Annotated in this window: 9 protein-coding genes and 3 pseudogenes; 3 read left to right on the top strand and 9 right to left on the bottom strand. The window is 60.2% G+C overall.

From position 1 onward, the window contains the following. Window positions 1–137: 137 nt before the first annotated feature. Together ACR0LZ_RS08515 and ACR0LZ_RS08510 are read left to right on the top strand one after the other, a co-directional pair. A complete protein-coding gene (locus ACR0LZ_RS08515; protein ID WP_480749370.1) occupies window positions 138–7,472 on the top strand; it encodes a UvrD-helicase domain-containing protein in 7,335 nt (2,444 codons plus the stop codon). Window positions 7,473–7,969: 497 nt separating this feature from the next. Next, window positions 7,970–8,530, top strand: a pseudogene (locus tag ACR0LZ_RS08510) (protein NO VEIN domain-containing protein); the annotation flags it as partial. Between the two features lie 33 nt (window positions 8,531–8,563). Here the strand turns inward: ACR0LZ_RS08510 and ACR0LZ_RS08505 are convergent. Then, window positions 8,564–9,748 (bottom strand): annotated as a pseudogene (locus ACR0LZ_RS08505) (IS256 family transposase). A gap of 102 nt (window positions 9,749–9,850) precedes the next feature. Between ACR0LZ_RS08505 and ACR0LZ_RS08500 the strand changes: the two are divergent. After that, window positions 9,851–10,132: pseudogene (locus ACR0LZ_RS08500) on the top strand (protein NO VEIN domain-containing protein); the annotation flags it as partial. 79 nt (window positions 10,133–10,211) lie between these two features. Here ACR0LZ_RS08500 and ACR0LZ_RS08495 read toward each other — a convergent pair. From ACR0LZ_RS08495 to ACR0LZ_RS08460, 8 genes are all read right to left on the bottom strand, one after another. Next, entirely contained in the window at window positions 10,212–10,970 is a 759-nt protein-coding gene (locus ACR0LZ_RS08495) for an HNH endonuclease (protein WP_480749369.1), read from the bottom strand. A gap of 4 nt (window positions 10,971–10,974) precedes the next feature. Further along, window positions 10,975–12,126, bottom strand: coding sequence for an ImmA/IrrE family metallo-endopeptidase (locus tag ACR0LZ_RS08490; protein WP_480749368.1), 1,152 nt, complete (start codon window positions 12,124–12,126; stop codon window positions 10,975–10,977). Then, the gene (locus ACR0LZ_RS08485) at window positions 12,098–12,445 is read right to left on the bottom strand and encodes a hypothetical protein (RefSeq protein WP_480749367.1); all 348 of its coding nucleotides are present in this window, start codon (window positions 12,443–12,445) and stop codon (window positions 12,098–12,100) included. Before ACR0LZ_RS08485 ends, ACR0LZ_RS08490 begins: the two co-directional genes overlap by 29 nt. Next, window positions 12,438–16,256, bottom strand: a complete 3,819-nt coding sequence (locus ACR0LZ_RS08480) for an Eco57I restriction-modification methylase domain-containing protein (RefSeq protein WP_480749366.1) — start codon at window positions 16,254–16,256, stop codon at window positions 12,438–12,440. Before ACR0LZ_RS08480 ends, ACR0LZ_RS08485 begins: the two co-directional genes overlap by 8 nt. Window positions 16,257–16,258: 2 nt before the next feature. After that, the gene (locus ACR0LZ_RS08475) at window positions 16,259–19,030 is read right to left on the bottom strand and encodes a helicase-related protein (RefSeq protein WP_480749365.1); all 2,772 of its coding nucleotides are present in this window, start codon (window positions 19,028–19,030) and stop codon (window positions 16,259–16,261) included. 1 nt (window position 19,031) lies between these two features. Continuing rightward, window positions 19,032–24,209, bottom strand: a complete 5,178-nt coding sequence (locus ACR0LZ_RS08470) for a DEAD/DEAH box helicase (protein ID WP_480749364.1) — start codon at window positions 24,207–24,209, stop codon at window positions 19,032–19,034. Next, complete coding sequence (locus tag ACR0LZ_RS08465; RefSeq protein ID WP_480749363.1) at window positions 24,206–25,093, bottom strand: BrxR family helix-turn-helix transcriptional regulator; 888 nt, start codon at window positions 25,091–25,093, stop codon at window positions 24,206–24,208. Before ACR0LZ_RS08465 ends, ACR0LZ_RS08470 begins: the two co-directional genes overlap by 4 nt. 137 nt (window positions 25,094–25,230) lie before the next feature. Next, window positions 25,231–26,883, bottom strand: coding sequence for a recombinase family protein (locus ACR0LZ_RS08460; protein WP_480749362.1), 1,653 nt, complete (start codon window positions 26,881–26,883; stop codon window positions 25,231–25,233). Window position 26,884: the final 1 nt, after the last annotated feature.

Genomic DNA, 26,884 nt, shown 5'->3' with positions numbered 1-26,884 from the left:
TTAGGTGACTTTCTTCGCAGGTTTTCTGCAAGGGCTTTTCATTCGGGCTGGGCAGGAATTCGAATTGTGGCAGGATGACCAAAGAACCCCCCCGTAAAAACCGTACGACCAAGTCCCTAGATCAACTTGGCGCAATAATGAGGTCCGCCCAAGGCCGGGGCAGCGAGAAATCAAGCCCGAGCAAAAGTCAGGCAAATGGGCGGCCTCAGAATATCAGGATTTCAGCCAAGAAGGCGCTTTTTCTGCCGCTCTTGGCGGAAGTCATCGAGCTGACCGATCGCGGCTTCGGCTTCGCGGCATCGGTCGCAGGGCAACGCCTCTTCTTCCACCGCAACGCCGGTATTCGGCGGGATGACTTCGAAATCTTGAAACCCGGAGTCCCCATCCTTGCGCTTGTGGGAAGCGATCCAAGGCGAGGAGATCGCAAAGAGATCGTCCGATGGGCGGCATTGGATCACATCGTCTGGAACGACGGGGCACCGAATGACCAGGCTTCCTGGGACAAGATGCGACGGGTAGCCCTGGGCGAATTCCTTGGACGGCTCGACGCGGTGCTTCGTCCGAACTGGTACGTCCAAAAATGGGGGGACAAGTCCGCCCCAGCCAATCTCGAAGATGACCTTTTACGCGGCTTGGTGCTCACGCGCATTTGCGGCATGGATCAGGACGAGCTGAAGCGGTTCGACCCCCTAACCCTGTCGCGATCGGCACTCTACGAGTTTGCTCCATGTTTTGACACGGCGCATCCGGACGCCGTGGCCCTACTTGATAACGTCCCGGCGGAGCGCCTATCGCTGTTTGGACGACCCGGACCGCAGGTGCTCTCGCGCGCGTCGGAGGCAAGGCGAGCGGAGGTAATCGCGTGGTTCGTTCGGGCCGGAGGGGCCGAGGCAACCGGACGCGAGCGCGATGAAATGCTCAGCGGCCGGGCCTCCTGGGAGGCGGAGGCCGCATCACGCCTGCTGGACTCCGGTCTCCCGCACGGAGCGGGTCTAGTGCGCTGGCTCGAGGCGCTGCGCACGAGCGGTCTTTTGCCCGAGGGTTTCGTCGAAGCAATCGCTACGGCAGATGGGGAGCAGGTCCTCCTCTGCCTAGAACTTCTTTCTGAAAAGCAGAAAGAATCTCTCTTAAGCGCAGCGGCCGCTACGCATGAGACACGCACAGCAGCGATTGCTCTCCGGCCAGACATCGCCCCGGATCTTGCATGGCGCGTGGCGCTTGCCTTCGATCTTGAGACTGATGGTAACACGACGCAGCAGATCGGTACGGCCACGGCGGCTGGTAGCAGCTTGCTGTTCGACGGCGGCGGGCCAGGGGAGCAGGCGGAGGCATTCGCGAAGCTGACCCGCCGACTTTCTAAGGCGCCGATTGTAGTCGGCCACAACGTCCTCACTTGGGACCTCCCAATCCTCGCTGAAGAGGGTAACGACTCGCTCGATATTGGTCTCGTCTGGGACACACTGCTTGTGGAGGCTCTGCTAGATCCGCGCGCGGTTTCCCATGCCCTTAGCGGTGCGCACCGCGCCGACATGGATGCGGCCGATGCGCTCGCGCTCTTCCGTAGGCAGCTCGATCGCCTTCCCGACTCATTCGCGGCCTCGCTCCTGAGCAATCCCCCAACATCAAGCACCAGCCTGATTGCGCGTATTGCACAAGAGCTCTCGGCCGACTTTCTCGAGCCGGCGCCTACCCCGACTTGGGTTGTGGACGCCGCGCCTAACTGCGACCGGCCCGTTCTAGCCCCGATGCATGCAATCAACGAACTCGCCTGGACCAGCGGCGTCGACGTCGTTCCGGTACCGGGCGGCGGCGCCCTCCCGCTGGACCTGCTTGTCGTCGACGTGGACTCCCTGTGCGCTGACGCCGAGTTCGATCCCACCTCCGATCCGCGGGCAGCGGTCGTCTTGGCGTTGGCAGAGCGCTGCGATGCAGCGGGTATCGCGCTGCGCATCGGAATGCTTCCGCCTTGGCTGATCGAAGGCCGCCTCGGCCATGTCGTCCGTCGCGGAGCCCGGCCCGCCAAGGCAAAAGGCTTACGGGTATGCTTGCTTCCGCCCGCAGGTTCGTGGTGGGATGATTTCGATTCAACGTCGTTGCGTGTCCTATCGTGGACCGGAACCGTCCGCCTCATTGATGTTCCTCCAACCGCGGTAGGTTCGCTGCAGGTCAGCTCTGTCGTGCAAGAGGTACTCGTATGGGAAGAGATTGCGGGATGCTGGGCGCTTCCCGACCCGGCAGCGGCGCGTCTGGACGTCTTTCCAAAGCCACGGTGCCTTCGGACCGCACGTATTCCGGCGGAGGCGATCGTACCGCTGAGCCCCACATCAGATACGCCCGTCCCGCTTGTGCCCGAGCGCAAGATATTCCGCATGGGTCCTGGGGGATTCGACAACGCTAACTACTGGGCCGATGTGATCAGCGACGTGGCCGGGCTGGCGGCGAACGGAGAGGTTCGGGCGCTCCTCGTTGGTTCCAGTTGCAGCCGAACACTCCTTTTCCTCCTTGAAAAGGCGTTGGCGGAGATCGGTCATGGCGAGGTCAAGGCGGAGCACACCAGCCGTGGCGAGCACCTGAAGCGGGCGTCACGCATTGATGGTACGGTCGTTATGCTGGCAGAGGAGTGGCGGGAGTGGCTCCGGCTTGCCGAAGCGCAAGGTATAGTGCTTCGCCCGCTTGTCGAGGCGCTGCCCGTGGAGGAGTGGTATCTTCTAGCACGTAGTACGTCAGATGCCTCAGAGATCCCGTCAGGTCCGATTACGCGCGCTGATATCGCCACTGGACTGGTCGAAACCTCTCGCGCTTACCTCGAAGCCTGGCTTCAAGAAAGCGGGCTAGCTGCTGCTCGTATCGCGCCTTTGATCCTCGATCCGCGTGCTGGCGAACTGCTACGCCCACTTCGAGGTCGCCTCGCGCCGAGACCTTCGCTCCCGGCCTTGCCAGAGCGCGAACGTGGCAAGCTAATGGCTCTTCTCGAGCCGCTCGCGATCAAACGTGAGGCCGCTCCATCAGACATCAAGGCAATGGAGGCGTTCCTCGTTGCGCACTGGCAACCGCCTGGCGGGCAGGGCAACGCCGTGGAAGGCTTCAAGCCGACCCAAAAATTAGCCATGGAAGCTATCTTGCAACGACAACAGGACGTTGTCGTAACGCTGCCAACTGGAGAGGGAAAGTCCGTTCTCTTCCAGGTTCCCGGACTTTGCCGCGGCCTGCGTCATCGCCGCCTCACGCTCGTTCTGTCGCCGCTCAGAGCGTTGATGAGGGATCAGGTCGAGCGGCTGCGCATACAAGGATTCGACGCTTCGGCGGACTACCTGAACGCCGACCGTCCGGCACACGAGAGGGCCGAGATCCTGGAGGGCCTACTGGATCACAGGCTTGTCCTTCTTTACGTTGCGCCTGAGCGCCTCCGCGACCCCATCTTCCGTGACGTGCTTGAGCGACGGATCGTGGCGGACGCGGGGCTGGAGCGTCTGGTCCTAGACGAGGCACATTGTTTGAACCAATGGGGGTTCGAATTCCGACCCGACTACTTCTTCGCAGTACAAGAAGTTCTTCGCTCTGCAGACGCCGCGGGCGCTCAAAACATCTCCGAGGCGATGACCGAGGTGCTCCCTGATGCTCCTGGGCGAGAGTTTGAGCCGGCTGCTCCCGTCCTGATGTTATCGGCCACGCATACCGCCGCCGACCGGGACGCGCTCGCTGCAGTGCTGAAGTCGGCGCGTGGCTTGGACCGAAGCGTGGCCTTGAAGTCGGTACCGCCGCCCGACGAGCAGCCGCATCCACTCCGAGAGCACATCGAGGTTCGAACCGAGGAGGTGCAGCGCGCGATCCTCGGGAAGAAGGAGTTCGACAAGGGCCTGCCAGAACGGTTGCCCTATCTAGCGGCTGCCGTCCGCGCGGCGCAGGAGAATGGCATGCGTACTGGCCAGCGAAGCGGTGTGCTGGTCTTTGTGACGCGCCGCTCTCATGCAGAAGCCGTCGCATCGGCGATCGCGCAGGAGACAGGAATAACGGCCGAGGCGTTCCACGCCGGCCTCTCCGCTGGGCTGCGCGAGGAACTCGTGGAGGACTTTCGCGATGGGCGCATCGACGTACTCGTCGCCACGAAGGCTTTCGGAATGGGGATGGATATCCCTGACATCCACTACGTTGTGCATCTGTCGCCTCCGGCCTACCTGGAGGACTACCTGCAGGAGGTTGGCCGCATCGGTCGCGGCATGCGTGAGCGCGAGGCCGCAGGATTTGATCGACTGCCGGCGCCCCTACTTTGGTCACCTGCCGATTTCGTTGTAGCGAGGGACTTGCGCAAGAAGAACGAGGTCACTGAGGCATCAATCCGAAGCTTCCATTTGGAGTTGCGGCAGCATGCGACCGGAGATCGCGTGATTGTGCCCTCGCATGGCTTCGAAACCTACACGAGCGACGGTCACAAACGCGCTCTGGAGACGCGCTGTCGGATGTCGCTCCACTGGTTGGAGGAGGCAGGTCGGCTGACACTCGTCAATCTCGTGCGCACATCGCTTTCGGTCTACCTGCATGCCGATGCGCTTCGCAGGATCGTAGATGAGGAGAACTCAGTCGGGTGCGCAGCGGAGCAGCTCCTCGCAATCATTGGCGATGACCATTCGCCCAGCGATCGCGCAGCCGGAGGGGAGGTGCAGCTCGTTCTTCTCGATGTCGGCTCATTGAGTCGTGCCTGCGGACATGCCGGAACGGATGAGACCATAGCCGCTCTTGCGGAGTTGCGCGAAAGACGGGCCCTGGAAATCGATTGGACGTTGTCGGCGAGCCCCTTGCGGCTTTGGAAACAGCCACCCGAACAAACGAACGCGCTAATCGACGCCGTCGAACAGGGGATTACGTGGCTAATAAATCGGGCCGTTGGGCCAGGTGCCGAAGTTGATCCAACGACCTTGATGGAGGAGGTTGGCGCTGCGCGCGACGAGGAAGGCGACGTTTTCGCTGGGGTCACTGAGGACGAGCGAAGGTCCTTCCGACAGGCTTGGACATGGGCGGTGAAGTCACTCGCTCTGTCCTGCGGGGTCTATCTCAGGCAGGTGTCGCAGAAGGAAGGGCTCGCCTGGCGTGTTCGGCTTCCAGCGCCGGAGCAGCGCAAGGCGCATCAGCGCGCCGAAAAGCTACTCCAGGCCGTCCAGGGACTGATCACGCAGGTACGACGGGATGGGCCCGAGACGTTTTCAGTGGATGCCGGCGACTTGGTGAAGTTGGTTAAGGAGGTCCATCGCGGTTTCCGCACCCGCGACCTAGATGCCACTCTCCGTTTGGCTTCCGCGCTACGTCAACTCTCGATTCGCGAGGAGCTTCTGCCAAGCCATTACGAGATTGCCCTTCAAGGGGACGGCGCTGGATTTGACGGACATCCCGAGTTGGCGGCAAAACTCGCATCTGTGAACTCGCATGCTGAGGCCCGCCTTATCGTTATGGAGGCCTTTTGCGCGATACCCGAGGCTGCGCGGGACGGGTTCGTTCGAGGGTACATGGCCTGCCGCGACGCAGAGGAGGTCGAGGCGTTCCTCGTGCAGCAATTGGGTACCATTAGCGAGGAGGACACTCACCTTTCGGAATTCGTGGAGAGCCTGCTGCGCCGCTATCGTGGCGAGGCCGTGGACGAACATTTTTCGCGCTTCAAAACCTCTGAGGAGCCAGCTCAGTGGACGGCGATCACGCACCCCTACAATCGACCTATGTTGGTGAACGCGGGGCCTGGCGCCGGAAAAACGGCCGTGCTCGTCGCCCGGATCCTGCATCTGCTTCACGTGCAGGGCCTGAAGCCAGGCGAGATCCTTGTCATGGCCTTCAACCGCGCCGTCGTGCAGGAAATCCGCGCGCGGGTCGCCGCGGTATTCCATGATTTGGGCTACGGAGCGTATACTCGTGACTTGAGAGTCCAAACTTTCCATGCGCTGGCAACGAAATTCCTTCCCGAGGGAACACGCAGAAAGGATGAGAACGTCCTCGCAGCTTTGAGCGACAGCATGCGTCGAGACGCCACGCTTGCCGCAGAGGTTGCGATGGCCTGCCGCTGCATCCTAGTTGACGAATTCCAGGACTCCAACGATGCGATCTTCGACATCGTAGAGTCGGTCGCCGAGGCATCAGGAGCGGGGGTATTCGCAATTGGTGATGACGATCAGGACATCACGCGCTGGAACCGTGCGAGCGGAGCGTTCTCTGGCACCTATTTCGAGCGGTTCGAGCAGACATTTGAAACCGGGTCGGAAGATCATTGCTCACTTTCCGTAAACTTCCGTTCGGGCCGAGCGATTGTGGAAGGCAGCGAGCGCGACCTGGCAGGAATGCTGGATCGCAGTCCCGTCAGCGGGCGACTGAAGCGCTCCGCACTGCGCGCGCGTAAGGATGCGCCGACGGGCGAATGGCGGGTCGAGGATTGCCGCGACCGGGCATGGGACGATCTGGTCGCGGATTTTCAGCAGCAACTCGCCAATTTCCCGAAGGATAGGTCCCTAGCGATCCTTTGCCGAAGCAACGCCGAGGTGGACCGTCTTCGGGAGTCGCTGACGGCTGTACTGCCTGGCCTGAGGGTCCAAAAGCGGAGCGAGATCCTGAACGTCGCTGACTGTCGCCATGTCGGCTTGTGGCTGGATTTTCTCGACCGGCGGATCGCCCAGGGAGATGACACCGCGACGACGGAGTTGCGCGACACGCTCCTCAAGGATTTCCGCCAGACCTTCCACATCCCAGAGACGAGAGGGGACAGCGAGGCAATGCGCGACCTTGCGGCCCTATGGAACTGCGCACGAGAGGAGGATCGCGAAGCACGCCTGTCCGACGTTGCCGGCTTGTTACGGAGTTGGCTGCGACCGGACGACGTCGATCGACTAGTGGGTCGCGGGGCCTCTCGGATACTTTCTACGATCCATAAAGTTAAGGGCCTGGAGTTCGACGATGTAATCATCATGCCTTCCACCTGCGCCTTCCCCATGGGCCACGATGATCCGGCGCGCGCGGCGGCCGAGGAGGCTCGCGTGCTCTACGTCGCTGGAACCCGCGCCAAGGAGCGCATGCTCAGGCTGCACGGTGAACGCGAGGCCGCCTGGTCTTCTGACCCTCCGCGCCCGCTTGCGGGCCAGGATGAGAGCCGGTTCCTAAATGGAAGTGGCACGGAGATAGACCTAGGTTGGACCGCGGATGGCCGGGGCTTCAATTCCAACCCCGCAGGCCTCCATGACTACATCGAAACACATGTTGCCGTCGGCGATCCGATTTCCGTCGGTGGTCGTGGCGGCGGTGCCGGGCGCGCCCTCTTTCATGTCAATTCTTCGGGCTTGCCCACTCAGGTTGGTTTTCTTGCATTTAGAACCGGATCCGCTGGCCCGGCAGCAGACCTTCGTGTTGCGGCAGTCGTCCGTTTCTTCCCTGATATGCCGCCCAGATGGGCCAACGGGCGCGCGTGGGCTTATGCGGTCCTTGTGGAAGGACGGCTTCGTTGAGGTAAAAATGACGACATATCATGATGATCTGTTCGCCAAGCGGGTGCCCAAAAATCGCGCAAATTCAACAGTCTACCCTATTTTCTATGCTCAAAATGTGTCGTGTTTTCCGGGGGTTAGAAAAGGGAACATATCTCTGGTTCGAATCCAGAGTGCTCCGCCACCACATAACACATTGATATTAAACGATTTTTCGCCAGACGTATTGTGGCGTGTTTTCCGTGACATGTGAGGCGCTCTGGCTCCTAGAGACTTGAAATCACAGGCGAAATAGCCGCCCAAAACGGCCCGAGTCTCTGTTTGGCATTTGGCGCGATACGGTTTTCGGATGGCGCTTCAGGCGCTGGACTTGACTTTGGGCCATTTCGAAGCTGGTGCGGGGCTGAATTCGTGGCGTTCAGCATAATGTGACGACTAGCAGCGGCGGGAGTGCCTGTCGAGGGCAGACACCTGAAAGCCCTGATGACAAAGGAACTTCTCGCCTTTAGCCTGGCGACATGTCGAACGGGACGTGGACGGACATCGAGAACGATCTGATTGTCGCGGACTACTTCGCGATGCTCGCCGACGATGTTTCCGGGCGCCCTTATAGCAAGGCTGAGCATCGTCGCGCACTTCTGCCTCTGCTAAACAATCGGTCTGAAGGATCGATCGAGTTCAAGCATCAGAACATCAGCGCGGTTCTTGTAGGCCTCGGCGAAGATCGGATCCCAGGTTACAAACCGGCCTTCAATTACCAGATGGCTTTGGAAAATGCGGTGGACCGCTGGCTGGCTAAGAACCCTTCCTGGCTTACACGCGTGGTAACTGGGCCTCAAGAAAACGAACTTCGTGAAGCGCCGCAAATCTGGGTTGGACCGCCGCCTACACTCTCAAACCAACCTCCACCTCAGGAACTGGAGCAGGTGCTGCGCGTTGCGCGCAAATTCGACGTTGCGGCTCGGGACGAGCGAAATCGAGCGCTTGGCCGCGCCGGCGAAGAGCGAGCGCTGAAACATGAGCGGGCACAACTCCGATCGGCTGGCCGTGATGACCTCGCGCGCAAGGTGATCTGGGTCGGTAGTGTCAAAGATCTTTCGCACTTTTGATTTTCAGGCGACGACGGCTCCTTGGGTTTGGTCCGCGAATAGCGGGGTCATGTTCATGTACTTGCGGGTCGACCATTGGGTTCCGGCAATGTGTCTCAACCGGGCTGCGGCCAGGTTCAGGCAGGATTTACCATCAGGGAAGGCACCGACGACCCGCGTTCGTCGCCGGATCTCGCGCATGATGCGCTCCAGGGGATTGTTCGTCCGCAACTTGATCCAATGGCTGTCCGAGAATCCGTAGTAGGTCAGCGTCTCGTGGCCGCTCTCTTCGAGCAGGTCGGCCGCCTTCGCCAGCTTCATGGCGCGCAGATCGGCGATGACAGCACGCATCTTCTCGGCTGACGCCTTGCGATCCTCCTGGGCGTGGATTGCCTTCAGCATCCTGGCGATATCGCGGACCTTTCCGGACGGCACGAGGCTGAAGACGTTCCGGTAAAAATGCACGACACAGCGTTGCCATTGTGCGTCGGGCAGAAACTCGGAAGCGCTCTCGACGAGGCCGCGGCAGGCGTCTGAGACAACGAGCTGCACGCCGCTGAGGCCGCGATCCACCAGGTGGCGCAGAAAGGCCGACCAGCCGGATTTGTCCTCCTTGGGTCCCTCCATGATGCCCAGAATCTCGCGATAGCCGTCTGTGGTCACGCCAATGGCCACCAGCAGCGAGACGTTCCGGACCTCGCCCGCCCAAGAGCGCTTCATCACGATCCCGTCAAGAAAGACGTACGGATGATCGCCTTCGATCTTCCGATGCCGCCAGTCATCGATCTTGGCGTAGATCTTCTTGTTGAGGTTCGAGACGGTGCCGGGGCTGACCCGCGTGCCCCAGAGCGCCTCGGTGATGTCTTCGACGCGCCGAACCTAAACGCCAGCCAGATACATCTCGATCAGCGCCTCTTCGACGGAGCTCTCGCGACGCTGGTAGCGCTCGATGATGGCGGTTTCGAAGGTCTGCTTCCTGAGCTTCGGCATCTTCAACTTCACCGGCCCGGCCTTCGTGTCGAGCGACCGTTCATAGCTGCCAGCCCGTGTGTCCTTGCGGCCGTCAGTTCGTTCGTATTTGCCCGCGCCGCACAGCCTGTCTGCTTCCGCATCCAGCATCGCATTCAGCGCCTCCTCAACGGTGCCGCGCACCATCTCACCAAGGTGATCTCGAATGCGCGCCTCATCGATCTGTATCACTTGCCCCATCGGTTTGGGCTTCTCGTTATCATCCATTCTTTGCTCCTCTCAGTCAGTGTGAAAGGAGCCATCATCACGGTCAAATGTGCGAAAGACTTTGTACGTTATCTCTGGGTCTCCGAAGAAGAAGGGGACGGTGCGGGCTACGACATCGCGAGCTTCGAAACCGACGGGCGGCCGCGGCTGATCGAGGTGAAGACGACGAACGGATGGGAGCGCACGCCCTTCCATATCACTCGTAACGAACTGGCTGTCGCGGAGGAGCGGCGTTCGGAATGGTGCCTGTTCCGGCTCTGGAATTTCTCACGCGAACCCAAGGCCTTTGAGCTTCGCCCGCCACTGGATGCTCACGTGTCTCTCACAGCGACCGCGTTTCAGGCAAGTTTTCACTGAACCCACTCCGTGGCCGATGGGTTGGGCAATGTTCGCTCATTCTCAAGTGTAGACAGGATTTTGTCTGCGGCGACCGCCATTACTTTGATTTTTCTTTGAAAAGATTTGCGCGATGCCAGGCAAGGCGTGCGCGATGACTATCCGTCAAACTAACTGGTTGATGCCAGCGCAGTTCATCGCGGGCGGCCGCTCCGAGGGCTGGCGAAAACAATGGATGGCCTGTGTCATCGAAGCTGACAAGGCCGCGGTCAAACGCAGCATCCCAGAGTGCCGAGAGCAACAGGCCATTGTGAACATCGAGGCGCTCTGCATCGCTTGGGCAATCCTTCCAGGGAACGATATGCGAAGCGCGAAGTAGCGGGGTATCAGCGATACCCGTCAGTGGGCAGCGCCCTTGCCAATATTCCAGTAGTCCCGATCGAAATACATCCTGACCAATACGTTGAACGACGAGGCGTTCGGCCTCCGTGGATGTTGGCAGATCCTTCACCTTGGCCTGGAATTGCGCCAGCGGCGCGTCGGGAAGGCTGGCGGCCAGCTGATAGACACGGGGCATCAAGGCGTAGAGCAGCCCCAAGGTCGTGAATGTGTAGCGCACAAGGCCAGGCCCCTCGACCGGGGCCCCGGCTGTGTCCAGTTCCTCAGTCACGCCAGCATGATCGATGGCCAACAGCCAACCGCCATCTTCATCATGTGCTAGCCAGATTGAGCCCTGCGCCGTAGTCGAGCTGTAGCGCCTCCAGCCATCTGCGTCGCCGTGAGACCGGCGGAAGCCATTCTGGAACGCGACCTTGTCGCATTCCTGGCGGGTCACGAAGGATTGGGGCGTCTCGATCATTCCCTCATGCCTTCTCGTTCCGGAGCTTCTGGGCGGAGAGGCCCATCGCTGTTTCTACGGCGTTGGCCGCGCGGGTGACGGCGTAAAGGTTCAAATCCTCGAACGCGCCCTTGTAGTTGGCCAGATAGCTTTCGCTTCTGGGTTTCAGCCCGTTGCGCATCGCCACCAGATAGGCCGCCATCTCCGCCTCGACCTCCATCAGAGCGTGCGGTGTATCGCGCCGATCCGGCACCCGACGACCGGCATCAAGCCCGAGGTGACCCAAGTACAGATGCGCCAGCTCATGCGCCACGGTGACGAAGCGCGTGGCAGCGTCGTGATTGCGGTTGTAGGCGAGCTGGTAAAGGTTCTTGCCGGTCTTGGCCTTCGACGCTGCAAGCAGACGTATCCAACCTGCTTGTCCATCGCCGGAATCAAGGACGACTACGTCGATCCGCTCCTTCTTAACCGACTGAATGAACTCGATGAAACGGTTGTCAGTCAGGTTGCCGAATGTGGGAAAGGCAAAGGCATCGACAGGGACATCGCGCCCCTCGGTATCAAGGATGTCGAAGACGAAATCGACCGGGCCCTTGGTACGCAGGATCAGAAGCGGCCGCGCACCCTTTTTCGGCACCCGCCCAAACCGCTTGTGCCAGTCCTGTGCCGTTGCTGCGTGGGTCAGGCCCGGCTTCTGGATGTGCAAAAGCATCGCGTTGAATGGGGCGAATTCGCGCAGACGGATCGTGAAGGCGAGCAGCTCCTTGATCGCCTCGCTACTGTCGTAGAGCTTCGTCGCAGAGATGAGCTGCTCCAGCAGAGACCGCTCCGGCGCCTGTTCTTCTCGTAGCTGCCACGCCGTTGCTGCGATGAAGTCAGCCAGCTCATCAGGACCGTAGTCGCCTTGCTTCTGAGACGCCCGGGTCATCAGACCACCGTCATTCGTCCAAAACCGCTTGAAGATTTCCGGAACCAAAGGCTCGACAAAGCGTGTCAGGTCCTCTGCCACATCCCAATCATCGCGCAGGATTTTGGTGACCTTTTGGGCCATTACGTTTGGCGGATCAGCCATGTCGACCCAATCCATGAGCGCAACGGCCACATAGAGATCGAGCAACCTTCGCTTTGATCTAGCGCCATCCACGGTATCACATCCCCATCGCAGTGAATTCGCCATCCGCTTCCATGCGGTCCCAGGCGGCGAGGACGAGGCGGCGGGTGCGGTATTCGCCGTATTGGCGGATTTCCTTTTCCTTGAGGACGCGGAAGGTTTCCGAGGGGTAGTCGGGGCCTTTCACATCCGCAGAGTCGAGGATGTAGCGCAGCTCGTCTCGGGTCAGGTCGTAGGCGCAGGCGTAGAAGGCGTCGAGGTCGGCGCGGAGAACCGCATGCCGGTCGATATTCCAAAGGTACCGCTTGCCCTTATGTTCGCGAGGAGCAATTGCAAGGCTGGCGTAGTTGTCTAATATCAATCCAAGCTGCAACACTTCAGGCACTCACACTGCGTCGGCGAAGTTCTCTAATTGGATCGACTGGCATGCGTGGCGGAGCTGTGCGCCACATCAGCTCTATTTCGGCCTGTGTTAGTTGGTATGCAGCGCAAACGATATCCGAGAGCTCCCGTTCAAGGTCGAGTATTTTCATAACCGTATCTTGAGCAGGCGCCAGAACTTCACCGTGTCTTTGCTTGATTCGATCAGCTGCTACCGTGGTTTGCCTCTTTGGTAGTGCAGCCAAGACGGCTTTAACAAATTCATCGGCACCCAAGAGGGTGAGTTCCGACAAGGCTTTCCCAGTTTTGGTCAGTCCGAACTCATCTCGTAGCCATTCGTGAACAGAACGTTCCGTTTCTTGCTGTACTGTTGTCAACTGCTTCAGGGATGTCGTTATTCTTTCCGCTTCAGCTCTTGTTGCATCGGATGGCGTAGGAATGGGGACTGTGACAATGAATTCCTTTATTAGTCGCAAAGCATCATCTTTCCCGTGAACCGCCCGTCTCCAACTCCACCACCAGAACGTGGGGGCATTGAGCACGGCCAACAGCCAGGGATCTGATGATGTCAAAAGATATGCTGTATTGGGCAAGTAGAGATTAGACTCGTCAATCTGAAAGGTCTGGCGCCAACTAAGCTCCTGAAAGACTATTTTTGGCCTCTCAAACTCGGGCCAATACTCCGTGCTATCTTGAATCTCATACCACTCATAGCGCCCTGGCTTTCGTCCAGGCCATTTTTCTTCATCATTCGAAGGCATCCAATCTGCCGGCTTGGGCTCAAGCCGGTCTCGGAAGGCCTCTAGATGTCTTTTGACACTTGGGTAGTGATCAATCTCAATTCCCCGACGGGCGAAGATCATCCAGAGCCCATTCCACGGGGAGTGCCACCGCCCTATGTCTTGGCCCCTTACGTATGGCTTAATAATGTCAGTACACGCTGGATCTTCTTCAACCAGTCGATCACGAGTTGTATCGTCAATAAGAAAGGCATCATTCAATCCCGTTGATACGCCTCGGTATGGCCTTACAGAGTTATATTCCGCCAGCGGCAAGCCATTCGAACTTATTTTACTTAGGAGGCCCATAATTTCGGGTGGTTCGAGCGTCCAGCTTTCGCTTGTGAAAGTGCTTCGAGGCAGCCGGTATGTCCCTGCTGAAAGTGCTGCGGAGAGACCATTTTGCGGAGATGCATCTCTAGGAACCACGCAGACCGTTGTATCGACCGGCGCCTCTTGTCCCTCTATTGGTCTCTGAAAGGTTGCAATGGAGGGAAAGACGTCAACTCCTGGAAAGAAGTGTTTGGCGTGGCCAAAATCCGCAATGAAATTTACAAAGTAATCAGATGAGAAAAGACTACGTAATGATTTTGCGTACCCTGCCCGTAGCCACTTATTAGTCACAACGTAGCTCAGATAGCCGCCTCTGCGAAGCGCACGCAGTCCCCGCTCGTAGAAATACACGTACAGGTCAGCAATACCATCGAATGCTTCATAATTTACCTTTAGGAACCGCTTTAGTTTCTCGTCAAGAAGTTCGTGGCGAACATAGGGCGGATTGCCCAAGACCACATCAAATCCGCCGCCTTGTATCACGTCGGGAAACTCCAGCGGCCAGTGCAGCGCCCGTGCCTGCGTCGCTGCCTTCGCATTCTCCATGATGGGCTTGCGCCCCTTGCCCTGACCAACCGCCAGCCAGACATCCTGCGAGGTCGGCACGGTCCGTTCGGAATCGCCGCTCGGGACCTCACCCGTCTTGGGCAGTAGGAAGGCCGCAGTGTAGAGGTTGCAGCCCATGCGTGCGCGCAGAAAGGCGTCCTGCTTGCGGAGCGAGCGGTACGCCTTTGCTTTGGCTTCGACGTCCTCCACCGTGTCTTCGGGCAGATCGCGCAGATCGGAGAACTCGGCCGAGAGCGGCGCGGTGGGCAGGTCGGAGCGGCCACCTGTGAAGTCGAACGTGCCCTGGCCCTTCTTCGCGTCCTTGTTGGCGCGGTCGTAAAATTTGGCGACGTCCTTGTCGTCGCCGGTCAGCGGCTTGTAGGCGGCGTCGGGGATGCCGTCCTCCAGCACCTTCAGGTCGAAAACCCCCAGCAGCGCGTCGCCACAGCGGATCTGTGCGTCGAAGAAGCCGAGCGGTAGGCCGGGGTCCACCGTCTCGATCCAGAGCGCGACCTTGGTCAGCTCCACCGCCATCGGGTTGCGGTCCACCCCGTGGATGCAGCAGCGCGCGACATCGCGCAGCGCGTGGCGGAAGTCGGCTAGCGAGGGCGTGCCCTCGGCCCGGATGCGCGCGAGCCGCGTGGCGATGCGGCGGGCGGCGGCCAACAGGAAGTGCCCGGACCCGCAGGCCGGATCGATAACCGAGAGTTTCAGCAGCGCCTTGGCAGGATCGTCCGCTTCGGCCTCGGTCTTGTCGAGCACGGGGTCGAGCGCGGTGTCGAGCAGCGCCTGAACGAGGCTGTCGGGCGTGTAGTAGGAGCCGGTGGTCTTGCGCTGATTGCCCTTCTGCTCGGCCGCCTCGGAGGCGAAGACGAGCGTCTTGCCGTCGTCGCCGAGCTGGGGCTGGAGTTCGAGGAGGGATTCGTAGACCGAGCCCAGTTCCTCGGTTTCCATCGCGCGCCAGTTGACGGGGACCATGCCGTTCTTGTCGGCAAGCCAGGAGAGACGATAGAGCGCCTCCATGAAGGCCTTGTTGCGAAGGCGGGCGGTTTCGAGGTGGGGCAGCCGGTCCTCGGCAAAGAGGCCGCCGAGGGCGGGCAGCGCGAGGGCGGGCTGGCCATGCGTGAGGGCGCGGAAGACGATCTTCACCCCCTCGTAGCGGTCATGGTGTTTGTCCCAGGTGGCGGCGCGGTAGCATTGCTTGCGCAGCGACTGGAGCGAATAGCCCTGGGCGTAGAGGGCGCGGGCCTCGGGTTTGGCCTTTTCCGGGTGAAGGAGGTTCCGGTCCTCGGCCACCATGAGGAAGATCAGGCGGTAGACGAGGCGCAGGAGTTCGTTGAACCACTCGGTCAGGTTCACTTCGCCGGAATGCAGTTTCACGGCGAGGTCGGAGTTAGCCTCGAGAAAGCCCGAGCCGAGCAGTTTGAGGGCCAGCTGGACCTGACTGGCGAGGCGATCACGCGCGGCTTCGCCCTCCTTGGAGCCGGCGTCGCGCCAGCGTTCGAGGGGGCAATCGGTGGCGGGGGCGTCTGCCGCGCCGAAGCGGGTGCGGTGGATCAGGAGCCAGAGCACCGCAAAGGACGCGATGTCCTCGTTGGTGAACATCTGTGCCAGATCGGCCTCCATATAGGCCGGGCGGGTCAGGGAGGCATTGTCGCGCATGAGGCGCAACTGCATCCCGTTGGTCACGATGCCCCAAAGGGCCTCGTCCCGATCATTCAGGTGGTCCTGAAGAGCAAAGGCCGGAGAGCGCGACCGATCCGTCGAGAGCGTGGGGCTGCGGCGATCAAGCAGCTCGGACGGAGGGACGACCACAACGGGCACACGGTCGGACGCGATAAGGGCGATCGGTGCGGCTGCCACCACTAGATCGGTGTACCCGAAGGTTTCCTTGAAGAAGTCGGCGATGAAACGCGAGGTAGCGGCGGCCGAGGGGTGCTCGATCTTCGCAAAGGTATCGAAATGCGATTGGCCTACGCGGAAGGCGGTGGCGATTTCCTCGCGGATTTGCAGACCTTTGCGAACCCCGTATTCCTCTGGGGATTGCTCGGGTGCCTGGCGCTGATCGATCTTGGCGATCATTGCAGGCGCGATCAGGTTGCCTTCGAGGCTCAGCGACGGCCACGCCGACATATCGGTAATTGGCTTGCGGGCCATGATTACACCTCCCCCGGAACAAGAACGAAGAGGCCGATAACGTCTGGGGGAATGATCGGCTCCACACTGACACGCGACGCAGACCCAGCGGCAGCACGAAGGCGGGCGTGGTCTTCAACCAGCTCCGCGGCACGCTTTTGCACGAAATCGGCAATCGGGCCGCCCAGCAGGTCGGGAAGGGCTGCCTTCGCCGAATTGATCATCCGATCGCGGGCGACAGGCGCGAGATCAGCAGTCGCGGGAGAGGCAAGCAGCGCGCGCGCCTCGCTGCCAGAGGCGATCACCGTATTGCTGTCTAGGGCAACGAGGGCGGCTTCCTCTGCCAGCAGAAGGCGCTCGCGCCGTGCATGAACCGTGAGCTTGTAACGAATACGCAAGAGCGCGACACGCGTCATCTGAGTGACGGCGGCACTCGGCCAGGCCCCGACACGACCGATGCCCAGATCCGGCAGCGCTTCGGTGTCAAGAGAGGCTTCAAGCAGGCTTTCTGCCAGGGACGATGTCAGCGGATGGGTTCTGGTCAGAAGTGAAGCGCCTGAGGGCACCGGTTCCTGCGTGGCCAGTTTCAGAGAGCCCTTCAGCCCACGCTGCTCCAGCTTTTCCTTGAGGCTATCCTGAAGGGCATGCACGTGGGCGAACTGCAGCGATTTCTTCTTCTCGAGGGGCACCCCGAACCGAGACATCGCGCGCTCGAGAAATTCGAGCGTTACTGCTGGCGATCCAAGCAGGGACTTCACCTTGTCCCATTCAGGAGCGACTTCACTCGGCTTCATGGCGTTTTGTGCAAACCGGGCGCGTGACCGCTTTTCGTTCTCGCTTGCATCGCGCCAGCGGGTCTCCATCACTTGGATCCCGTCGCCAATTTGCAGGTCCAGCGTAAGCTGCTTGTGGCTGCCACCGCCACGGCGGAGCATCATTGCAGCCATCAGCGCATCGGTGACTGGTCCCCGTTCATCGGGTAGAGGCACAGTCACGCCCGTCGCCTTGCGGATTTCCTCGGCTTTGCGAAGAATGACGTCCAAGACGGCACCGTCGATGGCGCTGTCGGGCGAAAACATCATGATCGAGCGAACGAGTTCGGCGGGTTGCCCGAAACGATCCACGCGACCTTCGCGCTGTTGATGGCGCGTCGGATTCCAGGAAAGGTCGTAGTGGATCACGGTGTCGAACAGCTGTTGAAGGTTGATCCCCTCCGACAGGCAGTCCGTAGCGACCAGGATGCGCTGATCTGTGGCAGCACTTTCTTCCGCCGCCATTTCCGCGACGCGATCGCGACGTTCGTCCGGTGTCAATTCACCCGTCACGGCTTGCACATTCAGCTTGGGGAAGGCCTTACGAAGCCCTTCCTTCACGTGTTCGGCAGTGGCGAGGTAGCGGCAGAAGACCACCGGGTTAGCCCCTTCTTTGATCAAGGGTTTGAGGGCCTTGATGAGGGCGTTCAGTTTGGGATCTTCGGCCTTCAGAAGTTCGCTGGCCTTGTCGAGTAGCCCTTGGAGAGCGGGATCATTTGAGAAGACGGTGTTTGGCTCGATGTCCACGGCGTCTTCATCATCGCCATCTTCGTCGTAAATCTGCGGCTCGAGGCGGTCGTCTTCATTGGAAGCTCGATTTCGCAACGCGCTCATTGCGGCTGCGGGTGACGATCCGACACAGCGCATCAGCGCCAGAGTGCCCCAGAACGCAAGCCGGCGATCCCTTTGCGCGTCCCCAGCCCGAGACACGACCGAGAAGCAGTAATCAAGTACGGCTTCCTGGAAGGCCCGATGCTCGTCGTTCAGGCGATACGAGTATTCGGTCGTCTCGTGCTTGGGGAACGAGCGGTTCTCATCCCAGTCGCCCTCCACTAGGTCGACGCGCCGCCGCTGAACAAAGTGCCTGACAAGGCGCTCGCGGTATTTCTGGTTGTCGAAGTTGACGGTCCCGAATTCCGTGTCGATCAGCGACAGAAGCCGAGCGAACGCATCTTCATCCCCGGAGTGCGGCGTGGCTGTCAGCAGGATCAAACGACGCTCAGGATCGCGCGCAAGGCCTTGGAGCAGGTCGAAGCGCTGCTGCTTTCCCTTGTGCGTCCCGACGCAGGCGTGTGCTTCATCGACGATAACGAAATCCGGACAGGCCCTGGCGAACCCATCCCGACGTTTCTCGGCTTTGATGTAGTCAAGGCTGACCACCGTGAACGGATAGGCATCGAAAAGGGTCTGCGCCAATGGGAGGTTGCGCTCCAGACGTGCCGCAGTCCCGGAGGTGACGGCAACGGCATCGATCCCGAAGCGATCCTTCAGTTCTGTGATCCACTGGTCCACAAGGTGCGGAGGGCAGAGAACCGAAAACGCATCGACCTCTCCGCGATCCATCAGTTCGCGCAGGATCAGACCCGCTTCGATGGTCTTGCCGATTCCAACGTCGTCGGCAATCAACAGACGCGGGACCTGAAGCCGAAGGGCCATGAGAAGCGGGACCAGCTGGTACGTCCGAGGCTCAAAAGTAAGCTGTGCGGCGGACCGGAACGGGCCTGCCCCCCGGCGGAGGGTCAGTCGCAACGCGTCGGCAAGAAGGGCTGCCTTGGACTGCACTGTCGTGCGCGCATCGTCAGGCAGGTCGAAGCGAGCGGCTTCGACCGGCGTAAGCTCGAGATCCGGAGCAAGAACCACGATGTCGTTTTCATTGCCCGAGAGGGGGCGCAGGGCGAGCAGGCCCTCGCCGGGTGTCGGCAAGGCAACCCATTCGCGGCCGCGCGCTCTGACGAGATCTCCTGGAGTAAAATTCACAGTCATATCAACCTTCAAAATTCTTCATGAAGCCATCCGGCAGTCCTTCCGACGGAGCCGAAGGCAATTCAAAAACGACCCAACCCTTGTTCATCGCGTCTGCCTCAGCTTCCGCTGTCAGGTCAGCGGTCGTCGCGGCAACCGCGAAAGCGCGCCAAACGAACTCGAATTCGCGCCCACCAAAGCTCGCAGGCATCGTATCGACTTGGGGAATGCCTGCTGCGCTGAATGCCTCAAGCCATGGTGATGCCACCGTTCCAGCGGTCGGCTTCGCAGCAAGGGAAATTGTGCCGCGTGCAAGATCGATCAGGAATTGCGCCACTTCCGGGCTCGAGCGGTCGATCAGCTCATGGTCCGGTTGGTTGAAGTAGGACAGCAGGCAACGGTAGCAGCCGCGAACACAGCTTCCGTCTTTCCTCTCCTGCAACAGATCCGCATCACCCGCCGCAATCGCAGCATCAACATTCTCGAAGTGCATCAAACCCAGTGCGGTCTTCGCCACCTCGTTGATTGCCTTTCCGTCATCGATCAGGCGCGTGAGCACGCCGGCGCCGCCTTCCGTTGCCTCGTAGGCAAGGATTGCGCGACGGTTGTCCCTCGCGGGCAGCGGTTCACCGAGGATTTCGCCCTCTTCCAACTGGAAAACCACTTCGATTCCGCGCAGCAACGCATGCTGAACAGTCGCGATTGTCTCGGGCTCATACTGCTCTGGCTTTTCGAAGCGGAACAGCAGGGCATTCTTTCTATCGCGGACAATCGGGACAATGCGAACCGGCTTGACCACGTCCGGCGGGACGTCCGTGTCGCTGTCCTCGTCGTCGGATTTCGCCCAGTAGCCGGACCTTGGATCGATGTGGAAACCGAAGACAGTCTGGTCCTTTCGGCGCTTCAAGCCCTTGTTCAGACGGCTGATTTCCGCGCTGTTGGCGTATTGAAGCGCCAAGAGGGAGGTCTCGCCACAGACGAATTTGGCGTTGGTCACTTGGACCTGCCCATCCTTCTTCGGCCAGGAGAAGACGGTCTGGATGTCAAAGCCCTGCCGAACGCGCTCTTCATCGTTCGCCGTGATGCGCTCAGTCGGGGCGGCCTCGACGTTGTCGATGCGCAGGGTCTTCTTGATGGGGACCTCACCCGCCATGTGGTTGTTGCACCCATGGCACCGCTCGACCTCGCCCTCATGCGATGCGCCACAGTTAGAGCAGATGTAGATATCCTTGGTCGCCAATTCCGACCCGTCGCCCTGACGCACCTCGGGCGGCAATTTGGCTTTCATGACCCGGTAGGCGCGGCCCTCATGATAGATCAGACTGCGCGGGCCGAATTCGGAAATGGCGAGGAACCGAGCTCTTGACAGGAATGAACCCGTCTTGCCTTCGCCTGGGACGAACGCGTAGAGCGGCAATCGCGGGAAGTTGTACCCGGGCAAGAAGCCCTCAGTTGCCAGATACCGATACGAATAGAAATCGGAGCCATTCGAGGCTTTGCCTTGTTCGAGGATGGCGATCTGATCCTGGGCCTGCATTTGCGCGGCCTTGATCTTGCGCCGGTCGACTCCCGAGAGCCCCGTAATCTCCGAACGCTTGTTCGCCTCGGCCAATTGCGTCCTGGCAGAGCTATAAAGCTCGCGCCAACGGTCGAAGGCACGGTCAAACTCCTTGGGGGCATTCATGGCCGTGTGAAGAACGAACTCGTCTGGATCATCCATCCAGATTGGGGTTTGCCCTCCGTCGGACGCCAGAATCTGCTTCAAGACACGCGCCATCGGCCCCCGTGCCTGCGAAACGAGAGCGGGTTTCGAGATGACCGCCAAAACGTCTTCCTTCAGCGGGAATTTATCCCCGTGAAGGTCCAGAATCTCTGGGATGTCGGGAGAAAGCGCCAGTTTCGCTTCAGCCAGCCACACCGCGTGCAGGTGCGATCGGACCAGCTCTTCATTCGTGATGTCGAGTGCCGGCGGCCGCACAACGCCGGCCACCATATCGTTGCGCCGTTCAAAGAAATATTGGTCATGCGGAGACCCCGAGGCGCAGTAGGTCACTACAACCGCGGCCTGACCCGAACGACCGGCACGGCCAGCGCGCTGCGCGTAATTCGCCGGCGTAGGCGGTACGTTGCGCAGGTAGACGGCGTTCAAGGCGGAAATATCAACGCCGAGTTCCATAGTCGGAGAGCAGAACAGGGCGGGCAGGAACCGATCGGACTCGCCTGTCGCCCGGATTTCCGTTCGATACTCCGAGGTCGCGAGATGGTCCATGTCGTCCTGTTCGAACCGGAACCGCCATTCCCGCCATTCACGCTGTTTCTGGGAAACCTGAGCTGTGTGCTCGCGTCCCTCCAGCCCCCAGTAGGAACTGCGCCCGTCGCCAAGGTCACTGGCAATCGCGGTATAGAGGTCGTGGAAATAACGGTTTCCGCGGTGGGTTTCATCATCGAGGGCCGGTCCCGGCACAAGCCGAACCGCAGATGGTGACAGGCGCCAGCCCGTCACATCGCTATCGAGTTCGACAGGCACCAGCAGCCCTTCGTCGCTCAGGAAGGCAAGCATCCCTTCCATGAACTCGTAGTACTCATCCTTGTTCAGCTTCGTGCCGAGAACGGACTTCCGGTTCACGAGCCGTGCGATCCGCGAATTCGGACCTGCCCGAAGAAGTGTTTGTTCTTCACGCAGCGTGACGACGTTCTTGCTGCCCGCGCGCAGGACAAGCGAGGACCGCGCTCGCGGATTTTCCTTTTGGTCAATTGCCCAAGGTGCCTGAAGCAGCATTCGGGATTTCTGGGCTACGCCGTCGAGGACGGTCAGGTCCAATGCTTCGGTCTGAACAGCCAGGCCCTCGAGCATCGCGGACAAAATCGCCTTGAGAATTGCCTGCCGCTGCTCGAGGCTGAGGTCTCCCAGTGCTTGATGGATGGCCATGAAGCGCTCGCGATCTTCAGAGATTACCTCGAGGCCGAGGAAATTCACGTCGATCAGGTTCAGGACAGACAAGCTGGGGTTGGTGAAGCGCCAACCGCGACGCAGGTCCGTCCAGACACGATGGGCGAGTACCTTTGCGAGCGACCGCTGGGCATCTTCACGAATGATGGCACCAGCATTTGAATCCAGCAGCCAATGCTGGCGCGCCTCTTTGTTGGCTGCAGTAAAGCCGAGCGCCTTCACCACCTGCAGGCCGAACTCGTCTTCTGCGAGCCCACCTGAGCCAGCAGCAATGACCGCGCGAAGAATGGCTCCTCGCAACAGGCTTACGAACAGGAAGTCATTGAAATGGCCGGACTGCAGGGCTGCATCCTGACGGTTATCCGTGAATCCCAGAAGCTTCCGCTTCGTTTCGGGTACGCCGCTGCCAGGTTTGTTCATCCACTCCAGGGCGCTGGCTACGAGCAAGGTTGTAGCCGAGCTTCGCCCTTCGCCGGACAGACCCGCCAACTTGCTGCGCTCACGCATCCCCTGCGTCGGTTCGTCATGGCAGCACAGGCAGAACGCGAACTTTCCCGGGATGAACCAGAAATCGTTCCCGCCCGCTCCGTGGCGACCATCAGCACCCACAACGTAGGATACCGGCATACGCTTCTTGCGATACCCTCTCAGCCGTTCAATGCCGTTTTTCTCTTCTCGCCAGCTTTCAGGGTACCCCTCAAGCTCGCCTGTGAACTGGAAGTCAGAATCGCCGGGCGTCACCGGACAGAGATATCCTGCGACTTCGTCTTCCTCGGTATCGAGCGGCGTGTCGTCGATGCTTCGGGGCAGAAAGCGCAAACTCCCATCGTCGTCGACCTTGGTCACGACATGGTATTCTTGGCCACAGTTTCGGCAGAACCGTGTGGGGTAGAGGCGGTTGCCAGGGGCTTCGGGGTCCTCGAGCTGCCCTTCAAGAAGGATCCGACGCGGCCTGGCAGTGAGGGTTGTAAAGACTTCACCGGCACCTGAGATGAACCGGTGGAGTTTGAAGGCGAGAAAGGCTCCGTCCTTCGTGCCGCCGCGCTCATGCTCCGGCAGGCTTACCCGGGTCAGGAATCTTTCGAGATAGTCTCGGCAGGTTTCGGCATCGACCGCACTGGCCAGAGAGAGCTTTTCGACGGCCTCTTCGAAAGGGATCGGCTTCTTCCTGCGAAGCTCAAGCCCATCGTCCAATCCGAGTTCGAGTTCGGCCCACACCGAGAGCGGATGGCGCTCCAGGGTTTCGTCATCGAGCGCGTCCGGCAAAGGCTGCGTCAGGACCGTCTTCAAAGCGCCAAGGACCTGCACGGTCTTAAGGGCGTCATCGGTCGCACGCTGCAAGGACTCGTCGATGACTGCGTCCGGGCCAATTTCGGTGCCAAACAGACGAGACGCTACCTTCGCGACAGCAAGTGCGCGGCTCTCATCCGATCCCTCGGAGGCCATCGTTGCCGAGGTCCCGATGCAGATTGGCTCCTTGTCAGGCGAGCACCTGTCCCGCAGGCGCCGAACGAGGACCGCGACATCGGCACCTTGGCGCCCGCGATAGGTATGGAGTTCGTCGAGAATGATGAACTCGAGACCGGACGCGTTCGAAACGACTTTCGAGTCCAGGTCGTCCTGACGCGTCAGAAGCAATTCTGCCATCATGTAGTTCGTCAGGAGAACATCGGGCGGATTGGCAGCGATGCGCTCGCGTTCTTCACGGCTTTCCTGCCCGGTGTAGCGCTTGACCACCGGCTTGAGCTCATCGGGCAAACCGGAACCGGCGATGAACTTGTCGATCTCCTTCATCTGGCTATTTGCCAGTGCGTTCATGGGGTAAACGATGATTGCCGTCGTGCGACGCGGCTTTCCTGCGCGCCGCGCGCGGATGATCGAGTCGACAACCGGCACGAAGAAGCACAGGGATTTCCCCGAACCCGTACCGGTTGTGACGACATAACTCTTTCCTTGCTTCGCCTTCGCGATGGCCTCGGCTTGGTGCCGGTGAAAGCGAAGAGGCGTGGTGCCAAACCGGAAAACTTTGCCCGTGCCGTCGTCGAGATCACCCGTGGCGACGAGTTCATCGACCGTCGGCCCTGCCATGAAACGCGGGTTCAGAGACAAGAGGGCATCCGGCCAGAATTTTCCGGCGTCGTACTGGTCATCGATCTCGGATTTCAGATCAGGCGCTCGGATTGCGCTGAATGAACGCGAGAAGTGCTCGTAGGCATTTATCAATTGATGGTCGAATTCAAACGCTTTCATTGGAAACCTTGTTTCTCGGAGCTCAATTGTTTGCTCTCGTGAATTTTATCCCGATTCAGTAGCACTATCTGCTGATCCTGCGGTTCCCTGGCCGCCGGGTCAGTATCTAATCCCAGCCGCCTTAGCGCGTAATAAAGGAGCGCGCGACGGACATTGATCTCAGCTTTGCCATCCCGCATCCCGTAGTCGAGCGCGATGATCTTCGCCTGCGTCTCCGATAGGTCGGGGTGGGGGGCGACTTCCAGAGTGACTTCGGAATGCCAGTCGCAATCATCACCGGCCGATATTTCGCTCTCGCGCACCGCTCGGATTTTGAGAATTCGCGAGAGCAGGAAGTCCTTGAAACACTTTTCGGTCAAGCAATACGCCCGGGTGTGCCATCGAAACCCGTCGAACGCGATGGCGTGCGGAGCAATCCAGCGCATGCGCGGCTCTGGGCTAGACAGAGACTGGTATTGCACCTCGATCGCCTCAGACCGACGAATAGCCCCAACGACTGACCGAAGTGTCACTGGATTGACTCCGCGCACTGGAATAGGCGTCGAGGCGTAGGGCGGGAGATCCGCTATCCAGGCATCCTCGCGGCTGAGGATCTGATCTGCGACAGACCGAAGTTGCGTAAGGTAGCGGCTCGCGTCTGGCTCGAGGAACACCGGCTTGAACTCAGCGCCTCGGACATAGGTCCGTGCGCTCTTGTCGTAGACCATGTTGTCTGCAGAAAAGCCGATGTAGCGGTTCAGGTCGTTGGACGCCTGGTTCACCGAGACCCCGAACTGGGTCATCAGATCGCTGCGGTTCACGTGCCCCTCCCAGAACAGGCGGAACTCTATGAACTCGAGGCGCTGCGCGACTCCCCAACGAAGTTCCGACTTATCAGAGTCCACCATTTTCTCCCGGCATAGCTGTCGCGCACCGAAACTTTGTGCACCCACTTTCTGGTCCCATTCCAGGCTATCGGGGGAGACGGTGGCGTGCAATCCAAATACTTTGAAATATGAGACTTTTCAGATGACAGAAGCAGTTAAAGCTCGCGAACAATCTGTTCTTGCTTGTTCCATTCTGGGGGTAGCTGCCTTCGTTTGAACCATTCCGACGTGAAGGAAACGGGCTGGTTACCCGCGGCAACCTGATCCAGAACATCCGGGGCGAGGAAGGCGAGACCGACTATCTGCTGGATGCGGCTCGAGGTGGTTTTCTCTCGAGCGGCAAGGTCGCCGAAGGAGGCGCCGTCCTTAATGGCCGCGTACCAACGTTGTGCAGTCAGGATGTTCTTCGCAAGCACTGGATCGACCTGCGGGACAGCGCTACCGAGAATGATGCGTGCTTCGACACCTCGACGTTGCATCTGAAAGGATGCGGGAATCCGTCGGGCCGAGCTTTCAATCCGATCCGGCGCGATGCCAAGCCGTTCCGCCAGAACCTTCCGGTCGAGCCGCAAGAGGATGCTACCCTGCGCAAGATCGGCACGGCGCAGCAGGGGTGCCCAGAAGTCAGCACTGCCTTCCAGGTCACAATCATTCGCGACTTGCAGAAGCTTCTCCTGCAGAGCCGAGACCTCAGAGGCCGTGATGTCCCGGATCAGATCGGTCACCACGGTGGGTTTGCGCAAGTGATCGGCGAGGACCCGTGCAATGCCAGCCTCGAGGTCGCGGGCCGGCAACCGCCACGCATCGGCGTGTTTCTCACGCCGGTTGGTGACTAGCCTGCGCGAGATGTAGTAGCGCAGACGCTTGCCGTTTTTCCGAGAATGGCTCGGGGTCAACCGATCTCCGGTCTCATCGAAGAGCTTGCCGACCAAGGGCGAGCGTTCCGCCGCGTTCGACCGACCGCGTACGCGGGCCGCCTCGGAGGCAAGACGTTCTTGCATTTCGTCCCATGCCGCAGGGTCAATGATTGCGGGATGCTGCCCGTCATAGATCTTATCCCGGTGCCGGATGCGGCCGGCGTAAAGCGGGTTGCTCAGGATCTGATAGATGTGCCCGCGGCTGAATGGTGTGCCGCCGGTCGAGGTGCCCGTAGCGAACGACCGCAACCGCGTTCGATAGTCAAGTTCTTCCGCACGTTCGGCGACTGCGCGGACCGAGCCGAGATCGTTATAGAGGTCATGGATGCGGCGGATGATTGGCGCTTCGGTCTCGTCGATCTTCAGGCTGCGGCCGTCAGGCTGGTAGCCGAAGGGAACTGTGCCGCCCATCCAGAGCCCCTTCTTCTTCGAGGCGGCGATCTTGTCGCGGATCCGTTCCGCCGTCACCTCGCGCTCGAACTGCGCGAAGCTGAGGAGCATATTCAGCGTTAGCCGTCCCATGCTGGTGGCGGTGTTGAAGGACTGCGTGACCGAGACGAAGGAGGCGCCGGCTGCATCAAGCCGATCGACAATTTTCGCGAAGTCGGAGAGCGAACGGGTCAGCCGGTCGATCTTGTAGACGACAATCTGGTCGACGAGGCTCGCCTCGATATCCGCGAGCAGGCGCTGGAGCGCTGGCCGCTGCAGGGTCCCTCCGGACAACCCTCCGTCATCGTAGCGGGTCGGGATGAGCACCCAACCCTCCGCCTTCTGGCTCGTCACATAGGCAGCGCATGCCTCGTGCTGGGCGTCGAGCGAGTTGAAGTCCTGATCAAGTCCTTCTTCGGAGGATTTCCGGGTGTAGATTGCACATCGGATTCGGCGGGCCATC

Source organism: Ruegeria sp. CI1, from assembly GCF_056536925.1.
The sequence above is the reverse complement of the archived record's forward strand: the minus strand, read 5'-3'. Positions and strand labels throughout refer to the sequence as shown.

Bases quoted from the DNA above. Each gene is read 5' to 3' on its own strand.
- ACR0LZ_RS08515 (WP_480749370.1), top strand. From the start codon at position 138: ATGAGGTCCGCCCAAGGCCGGGGCAGCGAGAAATCAAGCCCGAGCAAA.
- ACR0LZ_RS08495 (WP_480749369.1), bottom strand. From the start codon at position 10,970: ATGATCGAGACGCCCCAATCCTTCGTGACCCGCCAGGAATGCGACAAG.
- ACR0LZ_RS08490 (WP_480749368.1), bottom strand. From the start codon at position 12,126: ATGGCGAATTCACTGCGATGGGGATGTGATACCGTGGATGGCGCTAGA.
- ACR0LZ_RS08480 (WP_480749366.1), bottom strand. From the start codon at position 16,256: ATGGCCCGCAAGCCAATTACCGATATGTCGGCGTGGCCGTCGCTGAGC.
- ACR0LZ_RS08475 (WP_480749365.1), bottom strand. From the start codon at position 19,030: ATGACTGTGAATTTTACTCCAGGAGATCTCGTCAGAGCGCGCGGCCGC.
- ACR0LZ_RS08470 (WP_480749364.1), bottom strand. From the start codon at position 24,209: ATGAAAGCGTTTGAATTCGACCATCAATTGATAAATGCCTACGAGCAC.
- ACR0LZ_RS08460 (WP_480749362.1), bottom strand. From the start codon at position 26,883: ATGGCCCGCCGAATCCGATGTGCAATCTACACCCGGAAATCCTCCGAA.